This window comes from Isoptericola sp. NPDC057391 (assembly GCF_042668085.1).
Taxonomy (GTDB): Bacteria; Actinomycetota; Actinomycetes; order Actinomycetales; family Cellulomonadaceae; genus Isoptericola.
In genome coordinates this window covers 1-14,192 of record NZ_JBHVBO010000020.1, presented here as the reverse complement: position 1 = coordinate 14,192, position 14,192 = coordinate 1, and the positions used below count along the sequence as shown (strand labels likewise).

General features: G+C 74.8%; 13 protein-coding genes. 4 read left to right on the top strand and 9 right to left on the bottom strand.

All coding sequences use genetic code 11. The features are described from left to right. From ACFUVW_RS04955 to ACFUVW_RS04945, 3 genes are all read right to left on the bottom strand, one after another. On the bottom strand, positions 1 to 1,788 hold a 1,788-nt coding region (locus ACFUVW_RS04955), incomplete at its 3' end, for a hypothetical protein (protein WP_430570239.1). Between the two features lie 83 nt (positions 1,789 to 1,871). Then, a complete protein-coding gene (locus ACFUVW_RS04950) occupies positions 1,872 to 3,605 on the bottom strand; it encodes a hypothetical protein (RefSeq protein ID WP_430570238.1) in 1,734 nt (577 codons plus the stop codon). A gap of 114 nt (positions 3,606 to 3,719) precedes the next feature. Beyond that, complete coding sequence (locus ACFUVW_RS04945; RefSeq protein ID WP_430570262.1) at positions 3,720 to 4,841, bottom strand: VIT1/CCC1 transporter family protein; 1,122 nt, start codon at positions 4,839 to 4,841, stop codon at positions 3,720 to 3,722. Between the two features lie 238 nt (positions 4,842 to 5,079). Between ACFUVW_RS04945 and ACFUVW_RS04940 the strand changes: the two genes are divergently transcribed. Both ACFUVW_RS04940 and ACFUVW_RS04935 read left to right on the top strand, forming a co-directional pair. Beyond that, entirely contained in the window at positions 5,080 to 5,691 is a 612-nt protein-coding gene (locus tag ACFUVW_RS04940; RefSeq protein ID WP_430570237.1) for a ribonuclease H, read from the top strand. Between the two features lie 10 nt (positions 5,692 to 5,701). Beyond that, entirely contained in the window at positions 5,702 to 6,658 is a 957-nt protein-coding gene (locus ACFUVW_RS04935) for a DNA-3-methyladenine glycosylase family protein (protein ID WP_430570261.1), read from the top strand. Positions 6,659 to 6,688: 30 nt separating this feature from the next. On the opposite strand, the gene ACFUVW_RS04930 is transcribed toward ACFUVW_RS04935, so the two are convergent. The 4 genes from ACFUVW_RS04930 to ACFUVW_RS04915 form a co-directional block, all read right to left on the bottom strand. Further along, positions 6,689 to 6,868: a hypothetical protein gene (locus tag ACFUVW_RS04930; protein ID WP_429734521.1), complete on the bottom strand. Its 180-nt coding sequence runs from the start codon at positions 6,866 to 6,868 to the stop codon at positions 6,689 to 6,691. Positions 6,869 to 7,021: 153 nt separating this feature from the next. After that, entirely contained in the window at positions 7,022 to 7,693 is a 672-nt protein-coding gene (locus ACFUVW_RS04925; protein ID WP_430570236.1) for a DsbA family protein, read from the bottom strand. 79 nt (positions 7,694 to 7,772) lie between these two features. Beyond that, positions 7,773 to 9,263, bottom strand: coding sequence for a flotillin family protein (locus ACFUVW_RS04920; protein WP_430570235.1), 1,491 nt, complete (start codon positions 9,261 to 9,263; stop codon positions 7,773 to 7,775). 42 nt (positions 9,264 to 9,305) lie between these two features. Continuing rightward, positions 9,306 to 9,779: an NfeD family protein gene (locus ACFUVW_RS04915; RefSeq protein WP_430570234.1), complete on the bottom strand. Its 474-nt coding sequence runs from the start codon at positions 9,777 to 9,779 to the stop codon at positions 9,306 to 9,308. 166 nt (positions 9,780 to 9,945) lie between these two features. On the opposite strand from ACFUVW_RS04915, the gene ACFUVW_RS04910 reads away from it, so the two are divergent. After that, positions 9,946 to 10,584, top strand: coding sequence for a histidine phosphatase family protein (locus ACFUVW_RS04910; RefSeq protein WP_430570233.1), 639 nt, complete (start codon positions 9,946 to 9,948; stop codon positions 10,582 to 10,584). Between the two features lie 44 nt (positions 10,585 to 10,628). Further along, entirely contained in the window at positions 10,629 to 11,162 is a 534-nt protein-coding gene (locus ACFUVW_RS04905; RefSeq protein ID WP_430570232.1) for a PH domain-containing protein, read from the top strand. A 21-nt stretch (positions 11,163 to 11,183) separates the two neighbouring features. Here ACFUVW_RS04905 and ACFUVW_RS04900 read toward each other — a convergent pair whose 3' ends face one another. Further along, positions 11,184 to 12,440 carry a metallophosphoesterase family protein gene (locus ACFUVW_RS04900; RefSeq protein WP_430570231.1) on the bottom strand — a complete coding sequence of 419 codons (1,257 nt, stop codon included), beginning with the start codon at positions 12,438 to 12,440 and terminating at the stop codon, positions 11,184 to 11,186. Between the two features lie 123 nt (positions 12,441 to 12,563). Continuing rightward, a partial coding sequence (locus ACFUVW_RS04895) for a DUF222 domain-containing protein (RefSeq protein WP_430570230.1) occupies positions 12,564 to 14,192 on the bottom strand: 1,629 nt, incomplete at its 5' end.

Here is a 14,192-nt window from a genome sequence, read left to right as displayed (position 1 = left end):
ACCGAGCCCGTCCAGACCCGGCAGACCGATCACCGAGTCGCCCTCGAGCGCGTCGTCGACCAGCCCGTCGTCCGCGACGACGGAACCCACGACACCGTCCACGTCACCGGCAGCCAACCCGCCGAGCGCCGCGTCCACGTCGCCGAGCAGGTGCTCCACGACCTCGTCCGTGACACCGGCCTCAGGCTCGTCCGCACCGACGACGTCATCCACCACGCCGTCCGCACCGACCAGACCGTCGACCGTGCCCTGCACCAGGTCACCAGCCCCCAGCGCAGCGTCCACCGTGCCAGCGGCGTCCGAGACCCCGGCCAGCACGTCGTCCACCGCACCGTCCACGCCCGGCAGCTCACCGCCGCCCAGGCCCGGCAGGCCTTCGACCACACCGGTCAGATCGCCCAACCCAGCACCCGGCAGCTCACCGCCACCAAGACCAGCCAGACCATCCACCACACCGGTCAGACCGCCGGTCAGATCGCCGACATCACCCAGACCGTCGAGGTCGCCAAGGTCACCCAGGTCACCGACGCCGGGAAGGCCGGCGGTGGCGTCACCCTCGAGCGCGTCGTCGACGAGCCCGTCGTCCGCGACGACGGAGTCCACGACGCCGTCCAGGTCGCCGGCGGTGACGTGGTCGAGCGTGCCGTCGACGTCGTCGAGCACGTGCTCCACGACCTCGTCGTTCACTCCGGCCTCAGTTTCGTCGGCCCCCAGGACGTCGTCCACGACACCGTCTGCGCCGAGCAGCCCGTCGAGCGTGCCGTCCACGGACCCGCCCACGGTGTCCTGCACGGCGGTGCCGGTGCCGAGAACGCCGTCGACCGCACCGGCCGTCGAGTCGGCGGTCTCTCCGACCTGCTCGAGCGCCGCGTCGACGCCCTGGTCCTCGAGCGCGTCGTCCGCGACCCCGCCGTCGGCGACGACGTCGTCCACGACACCGTCGACGTCACCGGCGGCGAGTTGCCCCGCTGCCTGCTCGACGTCGTCGACCGCGTGCTCGGTGACCTGGTCGGTCACGCCGGACTCGGGCTCGTCGGCGCCGAGGACGTCGTCCACGACACCGCCGTCTCCCGCGACCCCGTCGACGGTGTCCCGGACGGCCGAGCCGGTCCCGAGAGCCTCGTCGGCGGAGCCCGCCGCGTCCGACACCTTGCCGGACGCACGGTCCACCGTCGCGTCGACGGCGGCACCGGCTCCGCGGTCCGAGGGCTGCGGCGTGCCGCCGTCGCCCCGGTCGTCGCCACCGCCGGACCCGCCTCCGTCAGAGGCGTCCGAGCCGCCCGAAGCATCCGAGCCGCTGGACGCATCCGAGCCGTCGTCGCGTCCAGCCTCCTCGTCCTGCGAGGCAGGCCTGTCCTCGATCGCGTCGTCGACGACGCCGTCCTCGCCGGCGACGTCCTCCACGACACCCTGGACGTCACCGGACTGGACGTCGTCCGCTGTCCGGTGGACGTCCTCGGCGACGGCGTCCACGAGGTCGTCGGTCGTCGTGCCGGACTCCTCGTCCGGCCCTGCGACGTCGTCGGCGGCGCCACCGTCGCCGGCGACAGAGTCGACCACGGCCTCGACGCTCTCTGTGTCGACCTCGGGGAGGTCCACGGGCGTGTCAAGGGTCGCGCCGTTCGTCTCCTCGGAGACCTCGCTCAGGTGGAGGTGGACCGAGGTGTCCGCACCGACGGTGGCGTCGACGACGTCATCGTCCGCTGCTTGGGCCGTCGCGGCCCCGGCGACCACGAGGCCGCCCGCGACGAGCGCTACTTTCAACGCTCGTCGGACATGGGTATGCATGATCCGCTCCTGACTGACGTGGTGCGCGGGTGGCGGACGCCGCCCGCGGTCGCGGTCGCGCACGAGGGCGCGACGCGGCCACGTCAGGCAGGAGAGACGGGGATGTCGAAGGCGACCGCCGGGAGGCGGTCGAGCTGGTCGCCCGCGAGCGCGATCCACGCCCCCGCGGTGAGATGGGCGCGGTCCACGAGGTCGGCGGCGGCGTCGCCGCCCGACGGCCCGCGGACGGACGAGGTGGGGCCCGACGGCGCGGAGGCCGCGGCGGGCGCCGACGGCGACGCCGGCGCGGGCTCGCGGTCCGCGGGGGCGAGCGCCTGGTCCGTGGCGTCCAGCGCCTCGCCGACCTCGGCGAAGGGCGATCGCGGCGCGGGGCCGAACGCCGCCGGCGTCGTGGCCGCGCGCTCCGCCCCCAGGGCCACGCCGGCGGCTTCGGCGGTCGTCGTGCGGTCGGAGGACGCGACCGGGCTCGCCTCCGGTGCGGCGGGTACCGCCTCGGCCGGCAGGCCGACCGCCGGCTCGAGTGCCGGACGAAGGACAGGCTCCAGAGCGGGCTCGAGGACGGGCTCGACCACCGGAGCGACGGTGTCCACGACCGGCTCGACGACGGGCCGCAGCGTGCCGCCGACGGGCTCGACGACCGGTGCGAGAGCGTCGACCACCGGGGCGGTCGCGTCGAGGACCGGGTCCACGACCGGCGCGAGGGAGTCCGTCACCGGCGTCACCAGACCGACGACCGGGTCGAGCACCGGGTCCAGCGTCGTCACGACCGGCGCGACGACGGCGCCGAGGCCGTCCGTGACGGGCGCGAGCGGCCGCGTCACCTCGTGGACCACGCCGCCCACCGGCGTCAGCACCGGGGACAGCGCCTCCGTCACGGGGGCCAGCGTCTCCGCGGCCACCCCGGTCACGGGCTCGAGCGCCCCGCCGACCGGTCCGGTGATCTCCTCGACGATCCCCGCCACGGGGTCAACCACCGGCGACAGCGGCGAGACGATGCCGTCGACCAGTGCACCGACCGGCGTCGTCACCGCACCGAGCGGCGTCGTCACGGCTTCGACGGTGTCCGCCACGGGGTCCAGCACAGTGGCCCGCTCCACGCGGGGCTTGGCGGCGGTCTCGGGCTCGTCGGCCGCCTCGGGCTCGTCGGCCAGCTCGGGCTCGGCGGCCTTCACGGGCGCGGTTTGGTCGGACGCTTCGCGATCGACAGGGGCGGGCGACTCCGCCGGCTCCGTCTCCCGCTCGGCGTCGGGCGCCGGGTCCGCCCCGGTGTCGCCGGCCAGCTCGCGGGTCACCCGGTCGGCCGTCTCCTGCGCGGGGGCGACGACCTCGTCGTGCACCTTCTGGCGCAGCGGCTCGACCTTCTCCCGCACCGGTGCGACGGCCTCCTCGACGGCGGCCCGCACCTCGTCGGTCGCCGGCTCCGGCGACTCCTCGGCGGGCTCAGCGGGCTCAGCGGGCTCAGCGGGCTCAGCGGGCTCAGCGGGCTCAGCAACAGCCTCCGCCGCGACGGCCTTCTCGGCGACGGGCTCCTCGGCCGGCTCCGGCTCCTGCGCGGGCTGCTCCTGCCGAGGCGCCTCGTCCCGCTCCGCCGGCGCGGCGTCCGCGTCGCGGTCTCGTTCGCCGTCGTGGCCGACGAGCGACCGGACCGCGGACGTCAGGGGGCCGTCGTGGCCGCCACCGTCGTCGGCGGACGCGGACCCGGCGAGGGCGATGCTCAGGGTGGCGGCACCGGCGAGCCCGACGACGGCGCCGGTCGCACGCGCGAGCCAGCGCCGGCGGCGTCCTGCCGCCGGAGCACGGTCCACGCTGCGTGTCACTCGGCCCCCTTCGATGCCACGCGGGGTCACGGGTTGCTCGTTCATGACCCAGCTCACACTGTGACGCCCGAGCAACGGTCCCGCAACCAGAGCGGGTGAGATTTCACCCGGGGGTCAGGCCACCGACGTCCCGAACAGCAGGCCGAGCGCGTACGTGACGGCCGCGGCGCCGAACCCGATGGCGAGCTGGCGCAGCGCGCGCGTCCACGGCGAGGTGCCGGACAGCAGCCCGGTGATCGCGCCCGTGACCAGCAGCGACACCCCCACGAGCGCTGCGGCCACGCCGATCGCCGCGAAGCCGGTGAGCCCCAGCAGGTAGGGCAGCACGGGGATGACCGCCCCGGAGGCGAAGAAGCAGAAGCTCGAGATCGCGGCGCCCCAGGCGGTGCCGTGCGTCTCGAGGTCCGCCTGCTCGTCGGTCGCCGGCGCGTCGTCGTGGAGGTCGGACGCCACGGCCCCCGTCGCGGCCAGCCCGGCCAGCACGCGGTCGGCGCGGCCCTGCGCCTCGTCGGACGACATGCCGCGGGCACGGTAGACGAGCGCCAGCTCGTTCGCGTCGACGTCGAGGTGCGGCAGCACGGTGGCGCTCTTCGGGTCGGGCGTGGACGCCTCGAGCAGCTCGCGCTGCGAGCGCACGGACACGAACTCGCCGGCGCCCATGGACAGCGCCCCGGCGAGCAGGCCGGCCACGCCGGTGAGGAGCACGGTCTGCGACGAGACGCCGGAGGCGCCGATGCCGAGCACGAGCGCGAGGTTGGAGACCAGGCCGTCGTTGGCGCCGAAGACGGCGGCGCGGAAGGTGCCCGACATCCGGTTGCGCCCGCGGGTGGCGAGCGCGCGCACGACCTCCTCGTGGATCTGCTCGTCGGCCGCCATGGTGGCGGTCGCGTGCTCGTCGGCGTCGTACGACGAGCGGGCCTCGGCGCGCTGCGCGAGGGCGAGCACGAACACCCCGCCGAAGCGGCGGGCGAGGACGCCGAGCATGCGCGTGCGCAGGTCGCCGCGCAGCGGGCGGCCGACGTCGTCTCCCAGGAGGTCGAGCCAGTGCTGCTCATGGCGCTTCTCGGCGTCGGCGAGCGCGAGCAGGATGGCGCGCTCCTCGCCGGTGCGCCGGCGGGCGAGGTCCCGGTAGGTGGCGGCCTCGGCGCGCTCGTCGGCGAGATAGCGGCGCCACTTGCGGATGTCGGCCGGGCGGCGCGCGGGGCGGTCGTCCCCGGGGGCGCCGTTCCCGGGCATGTCGTCTCCAGGCGTGGCGGTGCCGTCGGTCATGTCGTCATGATCGCCGCGCCGGGGGTCTCGTGGGTTCCGGGCGGAGCCGCCACGTCTTCCGGGGCCGCGCGCCCGAGTTTTCGGGCGTCCGCAGTCGACCCGTCTCGCGATCGTCGGACGGCGGCGTGGACACGGCCCCGAGTGTCACCGGCTCGGGGCACAATGGGGGCGGCAACCAGGGGCTCGGACACTGGGAGACTCCGGCGTGATCATTGTCAGCACTGACGGCTCGTGCCTCCGCAATCCCGGGGGCGCGATCGGCTGGGCGTGGATCGCCCACGAGGGTGGCCGCTTCGACTCGGGCGGCGCGGCGTCCGGCACCAACCAGGTCGCGGAGCTCACCGCGCTCCTGCGCGCGATCGAGGCGCACCCGGGGGCAGAGCCGCTCCTCATCGAGTCCGACTCGCAGTACGCGATCCGGTGCGCGTCCGAGTGGATCCACGGGTGGAAGCGCAAGGGCTGGCGCACCGCCTCGGGCGACACCGTGAAGAACCTCGAGCTGATCCGCTCCATCGACGCCGCGATCACGGGCCGTGAGGGCCCAGTCCGGTTCCGGTGGGTGCGCGGGCACGTGGGCAACCCGTTCAACGAGCGGGCCGACCAGCTGGCCGGCCTCGCCGCACAGGACTGGGCGGCGGGCCGCGGGGGTGTCGACGAGCTGCTGCTCACGGAGGACGCCGGCACGGCCGGCTCTCCTCGCGACGACGGAGCGGACCGCCCGGCGGGACGTGCCGCGCGCGACACGGGGTTTCCCGAGGTCGAGCCCGTCGGCGCCCGCAGCGACACCGGCTGGGAGCTCGGAACCCTCTTTGACTAGCGCGACACCTCTGACGAGCCCGGCCCCGACCCGCACGGAGGCCTCGGCCCGTGCCGCCTCCGACGTCACGGTCGAGCACGGCTCCGACCGGCCGCTCGACCTCGGGCTGACCCTCGCGCCGTTGCGGCACGGCGCCTACGACCCGACGTTCCGGCGCACCCCTGACGGCGCGCTGTGGCGCACCACGCTGGTGCGCACCGGCCCGGTCACGCAGCGGTTCGTCCCGACGGGCCCGCGCACCGCCGTCGTGCAGCACTGGGGCCCGGGCTCACGGGAGGCGGCGGACGCCGTGCCCGAGCTGCTGGGCGAGGCCGACGACGCCTCCGCCTTCACGCCTCCGCCGCAGGCGCGCGACGCCGCGCGGCGCACGCCCGGGCTGCGGATGTGCCGCAGCGGGCGGGTGCTGGAGGCCCTGGTGCCGGCGGTACTGGAGCAGAAGGTGCAGGTCGTGACGGCGCACCGGGCCTGGCGCTGGCTGGTCGCGCGCCACGGCTCGCCGGCGCCCGGGCCGGCCCCGGCCGGGATGCGGGTGGTGCCGTCCGCGCGCGGCTGGGCCGCCGTGCCGACGTGGGACTGGCACCGGGCGGGGGTCGACCCGCGGCGCGCGGCGACGGCGGTGCGGTGCGCGCAGGTCGCGGCGCGGCTCGAGGACGCCGCCGGGATGCCCGCCGCCGAGGCGCGCGCCCGGCTCGAGAAGGTGCCGGGGATCGGGGTGTGGACGTCGGCCGAGGTGGCGCAGCGCGCCTTCGGCGACGCGGACGCCGTGTCCGTGGGCGACTTCCACCTCGCCGGGGCGGTCGGCTGGGCGCTCACGGGAGAACGTACCGACGACGAGGGGATGCTGCGCCTCTTGGCGCCGTACGCGCCCCACCGGCACCGGGTGGTGCGGCTGCTGTTCCTCGACCGCAGGCCTCAGGCCCCGCGCCGGGGCCCGCGGCTCTCGATCGCGGACTACCGCGCGATGTGACCCGCTCGCCGCGTCATCCGGCCGAGGCCGTCACTCGGGCAGGCTGCACACGCCGTCCACGCAGACGGCGCCGTCGTCGCCCAGCAGCTGCAGCGGGCGTTCGTCCGCGCCGTGGTGGGGCGCCGCCGCCTCGGCCGCGCTGACGGTCATCAGCGTGGTGCGGCGCGGGTTGGCGATCGAGCGGTACGAGCTCTCGGTGGCGTCGTTCATGTTTCTCCTCCAAGGGACCCACGGCCGCGGTGCGACCGGGCGTGGTCGGCCCGAGACCGCGGCGCCCGCGACGGTGCGGGCTGGCCTCGATTCTCGGTGATACCGCGTCTCACAGCCAGGCCTGGCGGTGTGAGATGCGCCTCGCTCGCCCGCTCAGGCCTCGGCGAGGACCTGGTCGAGCACCTGGACGAAGACGTCGGGGTCCTGCGCGCCGGACACGCCGTAGCGGCCGCCGAGCACGAAGAACGGGACGCCGTTGATGCCGTACGCCCGCGCGCGGGCGATGTCGTCCGCGACGGCCTCGGCATAGGTGCCGGCGTTCAGCGCGACGACGACGGCCTCGCGCTCCAGGCCGACCTCCGCCGCCAGGTCCGCGAGGTCCTCGACGTGCCCCACGTGCTCACCCTCGGTGAAGTACGCGCGCAGCAGGCGCTCCTTCATCTCGTCCTGCTTGCCGAACGCCTTGGCGAGGTGCAGCAGCTCGTGCGCCTTGAGGGTCTTGGTGTGCCGCACCCGGTCCATCCGGTAGGTGAGCCCCTCGGCGGCCGCGAGCTCCGTCACCTGGTCCTGCATCTGCTGGGCGGTCTCCAGCGGGATGCCCTTGTGGTCGGCGAGGAACTCCGTGGCCGTGCCCTCGAAGTCGACGGGGGTGTCGGGCGAGAGCTCGAACGAGTGGTACTCGACCTCCACCTCGGGGGCGGCGCCGTCGCGCTCCGCCATCCGCTGCAGCGCGGACTCGAAGCGGCGCTTGCCGATGTAGCACCAGGGGCACGCGACGTCCGACCAGACGTCGACCTTGAGGGGGGCGTTCTCGATAGCGGTCACGTACGCACGAACGCCCCGCCGCAAGAGGCGATTCCCGCGGCGGGGCGTGTCGTGCGTCGCAGACCCGGTCGAGGTCCGGTCAGTTGAGCGGCGCGGTCCCGGCCGGTGCGGCCTTGGCCTCGCCGTCGGACGTCGGCAGCTGCCCGCCGGCGATGCCCGCGATGAGCTGGTGGATGTCCACGCCCGTGAGCTGCTTGACGACGCCCTGGCCCTCACCGAGCACGGACGCGACCGTCTTGGTCACCGACGACGCGCCGTCGGTGGAGACGACGGTCATGCCCTGGATCGACCCGATCGGCTCGGCCGCGGCGCGGACGATCTCGGGCAGGCGCTCGATGAGCTCCTGCACGAGCGCGGCCTCGCCGTACTTCTTCAGCGCCTCGGCCTTGGCGTCCGTGGCGACGGCCTCGGCGCGGCCCTCGGCCTCGACGGCGAACGCCTTCGCCTCACCCTCGGCCTTGATGCCCGCGGCGAGGGCGATCTGCCGGTCGCGCTCGGCCTCGCCGGCACGGCGCACGGCCGCGGCGGACGCCTCGGCGTCCTGGATGGCGGCCGTCTTGTTCGCCTCGGCGATCGTGGTGCGCTTGAACGCGTCGGCCTCGGTGGCGGCGTTCGCCGCGTCACGACGGGCCGTGGCCTCCTGGACCTCGGCGTACGCCTTGGCCTCGGCCGGCTTGCGGACCTCGATGTCGAGACGCTCCTGCGTCACGCGAGCCTGCTCGGCCAGCGCCTCGCGCTCCTGCTGCGCGACCAGCCGGTCCTGCTCGGCGCGGGCGAGCTGCCCCGCCGCCTCGGCCTCGGCGTTCGCACGGTCGGTGTCGGCCTTGATGGCGGCCTTCTTGAGGTCGAGCGCCTTCTGCCGCTCGGCGATCTGCTCGGCCGCCTCGATGACGGCGAACTCGGACACCCGGCGGGCCTCCGCCTCGGAGACCTCCGCGACCTGCAGGGCGCGGGCGCCCTCCGCGCGGCCGAGGTTCGCGAGGTAGTCCGACCCGGGCGTCGAAATGTCGGAGATGTTGAGCAGGTCCACCTGCAGGCCCTGCTCGGCGAGGTCCGTCTTGGTCGACTGGACGACGCGGTCGGACAGGCCCTTGCGGTCGGAGATGATCTGCTCGATCGTCATGTCGCCGACGATGGAGCGCAGCGAGCCCTCGAGGGACTCCTTGATGATCTCGGTGAGCATCTCCTGCTGGGACAGGAAGCGCTGCGCCGCGCGCCGCACGCCCTCGTCGTCGCCCCGCACCTTGAAGTTGATCGACGCCTTGATCGCGATCTTGATGCGGTTCTTGTCGACGCCCTCGACGGTGATGCCGATCTGCCGCTGCTCGAGCGAGATCGCGAAGCCCTGCTGGAGGATCGGCCAGACGAACGTGCGACCGCCGATGACGACGCGCTGGCTCTGGGCGGCGGACTCCTTCTTGCCGGCCCCGCGGCCGACGATGACGAGGGCCTGGTTCGGCGGGACCCGGCGGATGCGCTGGGCGACAAAGATGCCCACCGCGAGGAACGCCACCACGAGCGCGAGCACCGCGATCGTGGTGATGAAGTTGCTGTCGGTCGAGTCGAACATGGTGCGCGCCGGAGCGCGTCTCCTTCCGGTCGTGGGGAGAGGTCAGCGGGCCTGCGGGCCGGGGACCCCGACGCGCACGGTGGAGCCGGAGTGCTCGAGCACCACGACGCGGGACCCGGCCGCGATGGGCTCGTCGGAGCGGGCCAGGCGGCGCTCGAGCTCGCTCGGGACGTCGAGGGAGACCTCGCCCGAGGTCGCCGTCACGTCCGTCGTCGCGGTGCCGTGCGCGCCCACGAGCGAGACGGCGACGCCGTCGTCGCTCGACGCGAGCCGACGGACCAGCACCTGCGCCAGGACGACGGCCAGGAGGCCGACCACCGCGGAGGCGGCGTACGCGATCCACGTCGCGAGGTCGTTGGCGACGACGATCGTGCCCACGGCGCCGAAGACGACCGCGCCGACCCCGAGCGACGTGCCCGACAGCGCCCCGTCGCCGAGGTCGACCAGCTCGCCGACGAGGAGCGACACGAGCAGCAGGACCATCCCTGCGGCGCCGATGAGAACGAAGACGAGCACGCGCGGCCTCCCCGAGGCAGGTGATGAAGATGTGACGGTCCTGTGACGGCGTCGACACCCTAGCGAACTCTGGACGCTTCCTGGGCGCGCCGTCCACAGTGCCGACCGCAGGCCGTCGGAGGGCCGTCGGGGTGCCGTCGCCGCAGGTCTGCGTGATGCTCGGAGCATGCCTCTCGTGCCGAGCAAGGACCCCCAGCTCGTGCTCCTGCGCCACGGCGAGACGGAGTGGAGCGTGAGCGGCCAGCACACCGGCCGCACCGACATCCCGCTCACCCCGGCCGGCGAGGAGCAGGCCCGGACCGCGGGACGGGCGGTGGCGGACATCGAGTTCTCCGCCGTCTACTCGTCGCCGCTCGAGCGCGCCCGGCGCACGGCCGCGCTGGCGGGCCACCCGGACGCCGTCGTGGACCCCGACCTCGCCGAGTGGGACTACGGGCCCGTGGACGGGCGCAGCAGCGCGGACGTCGGCGCCCTCCTCGGCCGCGAGTTCCAGATCTTCGACGACGGCGTGCGCGTGCTGCCGCCCGACCCCGAGCACGGCGACGGGCGGCCCGGCGAGCTCCTGGAGGACGTCGCGGCCCGCGCCCGGCGCTTCGTGGAGCGCGCCGACGCCACCCTGCAGGACGGCGGGAACGTGCTCGCCGTGGCGCACGGCCACCTGCTGCGCGTGCTGGCGACCGCCTGGCTCGGCATCGACCCGCGGTTCGGGTCCCGGCTCGAGCTGGGGACGGCCGCGATCTGCCAGCTCGGGTACGGCCACGACCTGCGCACCATCGAGGGCTGGAACCTGCCGCCGCACGTCTGAGCAGCGGCGTCGCGCGCCGACCGGCGTCTGGCACGATGTGCGCCATGGCGCTGAACGACGACGACCTCATCGACGGCGAGCGCGTGGTCATGGAGCTGCACGAGCACGCGAAGGCCGTGGTGTGGCCCTTCCTGCTCCTGCTCGTGCTGCTCGTCGGCGCCGCGTTCTCGTTCGTCGTCACGATGGACGACGTGGTCCGCTGGATCGTGCTCGGCCTGCTGCTCGTCGTCGCCGTCGTGTGGGTGCTCGTGCCGTGGCTGAAGTGGCGCACCACGTCCTGGACGGTCACCACCAAGCGCATCGCGATGCGCTCCGGCATCGTCACCCGCGTGGGCCGGGACATCCCGCTCTATCGCATCAACGACGTCGCGCTCGAGAAGGACCTCCTGGACCGGCTGCTCGGCTGCGGCACCCTGCAGGTCTCCGACGCCACCGAGAAGGCGGGCATGGTGCTGCGCGACGTCCCGCGCGTCGAGCGGGTGCAGGTGCAGCTGCAGGAGCTGCTGCACGGCGCCGACGACGGCTCGGACGACGGCGAGTGGCCGCCGACCGAGCCGCCGCGGGGACGTCGTCGCTGAGCCGCCCCTGCTCGACGTCGGTCAGGCCCTGCCCTTCGGCAGCGGCAGCGGCTCCATCCACTGGTCGTCGGCCGTGAGGTCGATGCCGAACTCGGACGCGAAGCGCATCGTCGTGTCGACGAGCACGCCGTCCGCCGACTCGTCGAGCCGGTACACGCGGGCCCCGCGCAGCCGGTTGCGCTCCGCGCCGCTCAGCCCGTACGTGCCGAAGCCCGTGTTGCCGGCGTAGCCCAGCAGCACGCCGTAGTAGTTGCCGGAGTACGTGTTGACGTGGTCGTGGCCGCAGAAGATGCCCTTCACGTCGCCGCGGTGCTGGACCGCCGAGAACAGCCCCGAGTTGAACGGGCCGGGGCACTCCTCCTCGTTGCGCTCCCCCACGATCTGGTGGCGCGCGACACCGCGCTCGTGGTCCGCGGCCGTGCGGCCGTCGACCGAGCCGAACCACATGAACCGGTACTCCCACAGCGGGATGTGGATGAACATCAGCGACGGGATCGCGCGGCGGTGGCGCCGCTCCAGCTCGACGGAGGTGCGGTAGTACCAGTCCACCTGGTCCATCCGCACCCAGTCCCACGTGGGATAGCCGGTGAGGTCCTGCCCGTCGATCGTGCCCGGCGCGTACCGACCCGAGTCGAGCAGCCAGACGTTGAACGCCGGCCGCCCGTTCGTGCCGTCGATCAGCAGGTGTGAGTTGCCCTGGCCGGTGACGCCACGCGCCGTCGGGCCGTTCACGTTGTAGCGGTACGAGCGGTAGAACGCGAGCATCTGCGCCTCGTCCACCCCGCTGCTGGGCGTCGAGTCCTCGTCGTGGTTGCCGAACGTGATCGCCCAGGGGATCTGCCGCTCCTCCATCGGCTGCGCGACGTTGTTCATCGCCTGCCGCATCTCGAGCGGGGTGTCGCAGCCGCCCGTGATGTTGTCGCCGTTGAGGATGACCAGGTCCGGGCGCTCGTCGTCCAGCACCGCGCGCATGAGCTCCAGCGTGCGGCGGTCGATCTTCTCGTCGTCCTGCGTGTCGTTGAACTGCACGATCGTGTACGTGCCGTCCTTGCGGAAGCGCAGGCGCGGCGCGCGCCGCGCTCCGTGCGACGCCTGCGCCGCCGCGGCCGACGGCGCCGCCGCGACGGCGGTCCCCGCCGCGCCCAGCCCCGTCAGGGTCATGAACGTGCGGCGGCCCAGCCCGCCCGGCTCAGCGCTGCCGTGGTCGCTGCTGTGGTCGGTGCTGTTCTGCTCGGCGGGGCTCGGCACGTCGACGTGCTCGTTCCGGTTCTCGGTCATGACCCGGAACGTAGGCGGGTCCAGCGAACGCCCGATCGCCCGGACGATGAACCCCCCGTGCACAGGTGTCGAACAGCACGGTGCGCCCGGGCGGAGGCGAGACGCGCGCTCGACGAGCGGCGCTCAGAAGGGTGGCGGCCCGTCCCGGTCTCTGCGGGGCCGGTCCGCGCGTGGCCCGGCCGCGACGCGCGGGTCCTGCGGGACGGAGTCGCGGCTGAACCGGTGCCCGCTGGGTGCGGTCCAGGTGGTGGTGCCGGCGACGGGGTCCCGCGCGACCCGCCATCCGCCGACCGTCTTGGCCCGGTGGTGGGTGCGGCACAGGGCGTGGAGGTTGTCACCGTGCGTCTGCGGCGCGCCCGACGTGGGGTCGAACGGCTCCACGTGGTCGAGGTCGGACGTCGCGGCGGGTACCCGACAGCCCGGGAACGTGCACGTGACGTCCCGGGCGACGACGGCCGCACGCAGCGCTGGGCTCGGCCGGTACGAGCGGGACGTCAGGTCCGTGAGCACCCCGCTCTCGGGGTCGGTGAAGAGACGCTGCCAGACGGCGTCCGGGTCGGACGCGAGCGCCCGCGCCATCGCCGCCGGGATGGGCCCGTGCCCCGCGAGGATCGCGGGCAGGTCGTCCGAGCCGAGCAGCGTCGACGCCGCGACCGTCACCCGGATCTCCCCGCGCCGGCCCGACGCCGACGGTCCGCCGCCGCCACGCGGGGCAGGTCCGCCCGCATCGCCCGGGCAGGTCGCGGTCGGGCCGGACTCGGCGGGGCCGCTGCCGGCGACGAGCCGGCCGGTCACCAGCGCGGTGAGGGCGTCGGCGCGGCACTCGTCGAGCCGCCGCGTCTCGCCCGGCGCGCGGCGCAGCGCGAGCCCGGCGTCGTCGATCGCGGCGAACACGCGGGCGGCGTCGTCCGCCGGAAGGTAGGCGGTGAGGGAGGCCATCGCGTCGTCCACGGGCTCGAGCCGGACGAACCGCTCGGCGCGCGCGGCGCGATGCCGGGCGTCGGCGCTCTCCGGGTCGGCCTCGATCTCGGCGCGCCGCAGCCGCGCGCGTAGCTGCGGCACGGTGAGGTGCTCGACGTCGGGCAGCAGGCTGGTGACCACGTCGCGGCGGACGTCGTCGGGCAGGCGGCCTGCCTCGATCAGGGCTTCGGCCTTGCGCCGGTCGACGACGCCCGCGGCGAGCGCGTCCGCGACCTCGGGCAGCCGGGACGTGCCGTGCGCGACCGTGACGTGCTGCGCGGCCGCGTGCCGGGTCAGCCCGAGCCGGGCCGCGACGGCGTCCACCACGAACTCGTGCCGCGACGACCCGCGCGTGCGCTCCAGCATCTCCGCCAGCACACGCGCCGACCCCGCCTGCGCCCACGCGGCGACGCGCTCCCAGGCGGCGAGCACCTCGAGGATCGTGAAGTCGTCCAGCTCCGCCTCGTCCAGCTCCGCCAGCGTGCCCGCGAGGTCCGGCCCCGGTGCCGCGTCGTCCAGGACGGCGAGCAGCGGACGACCGCCGCCACGACCGGGCTCACGCGCGGCCGCGGCCGCGCCGGCCCCGCTGTGGAGCACCGCGTCTCCTGGCGCCCACCGCACGTCGACGGTGCGACCGCCGAACGGGTCGAGCGTCTCGCCGAGCACGCCGCCCCGGGCGTCGTCCGCGACGAGGCCGGCGCGCGCACGTGCGCGGACCGTCGCGCGCCCCGCCGTGACGTGCGGTGCGCGCGACGAGGGCGGTTCCGGCGCGGCCGGGGCACAGGCCGCGCC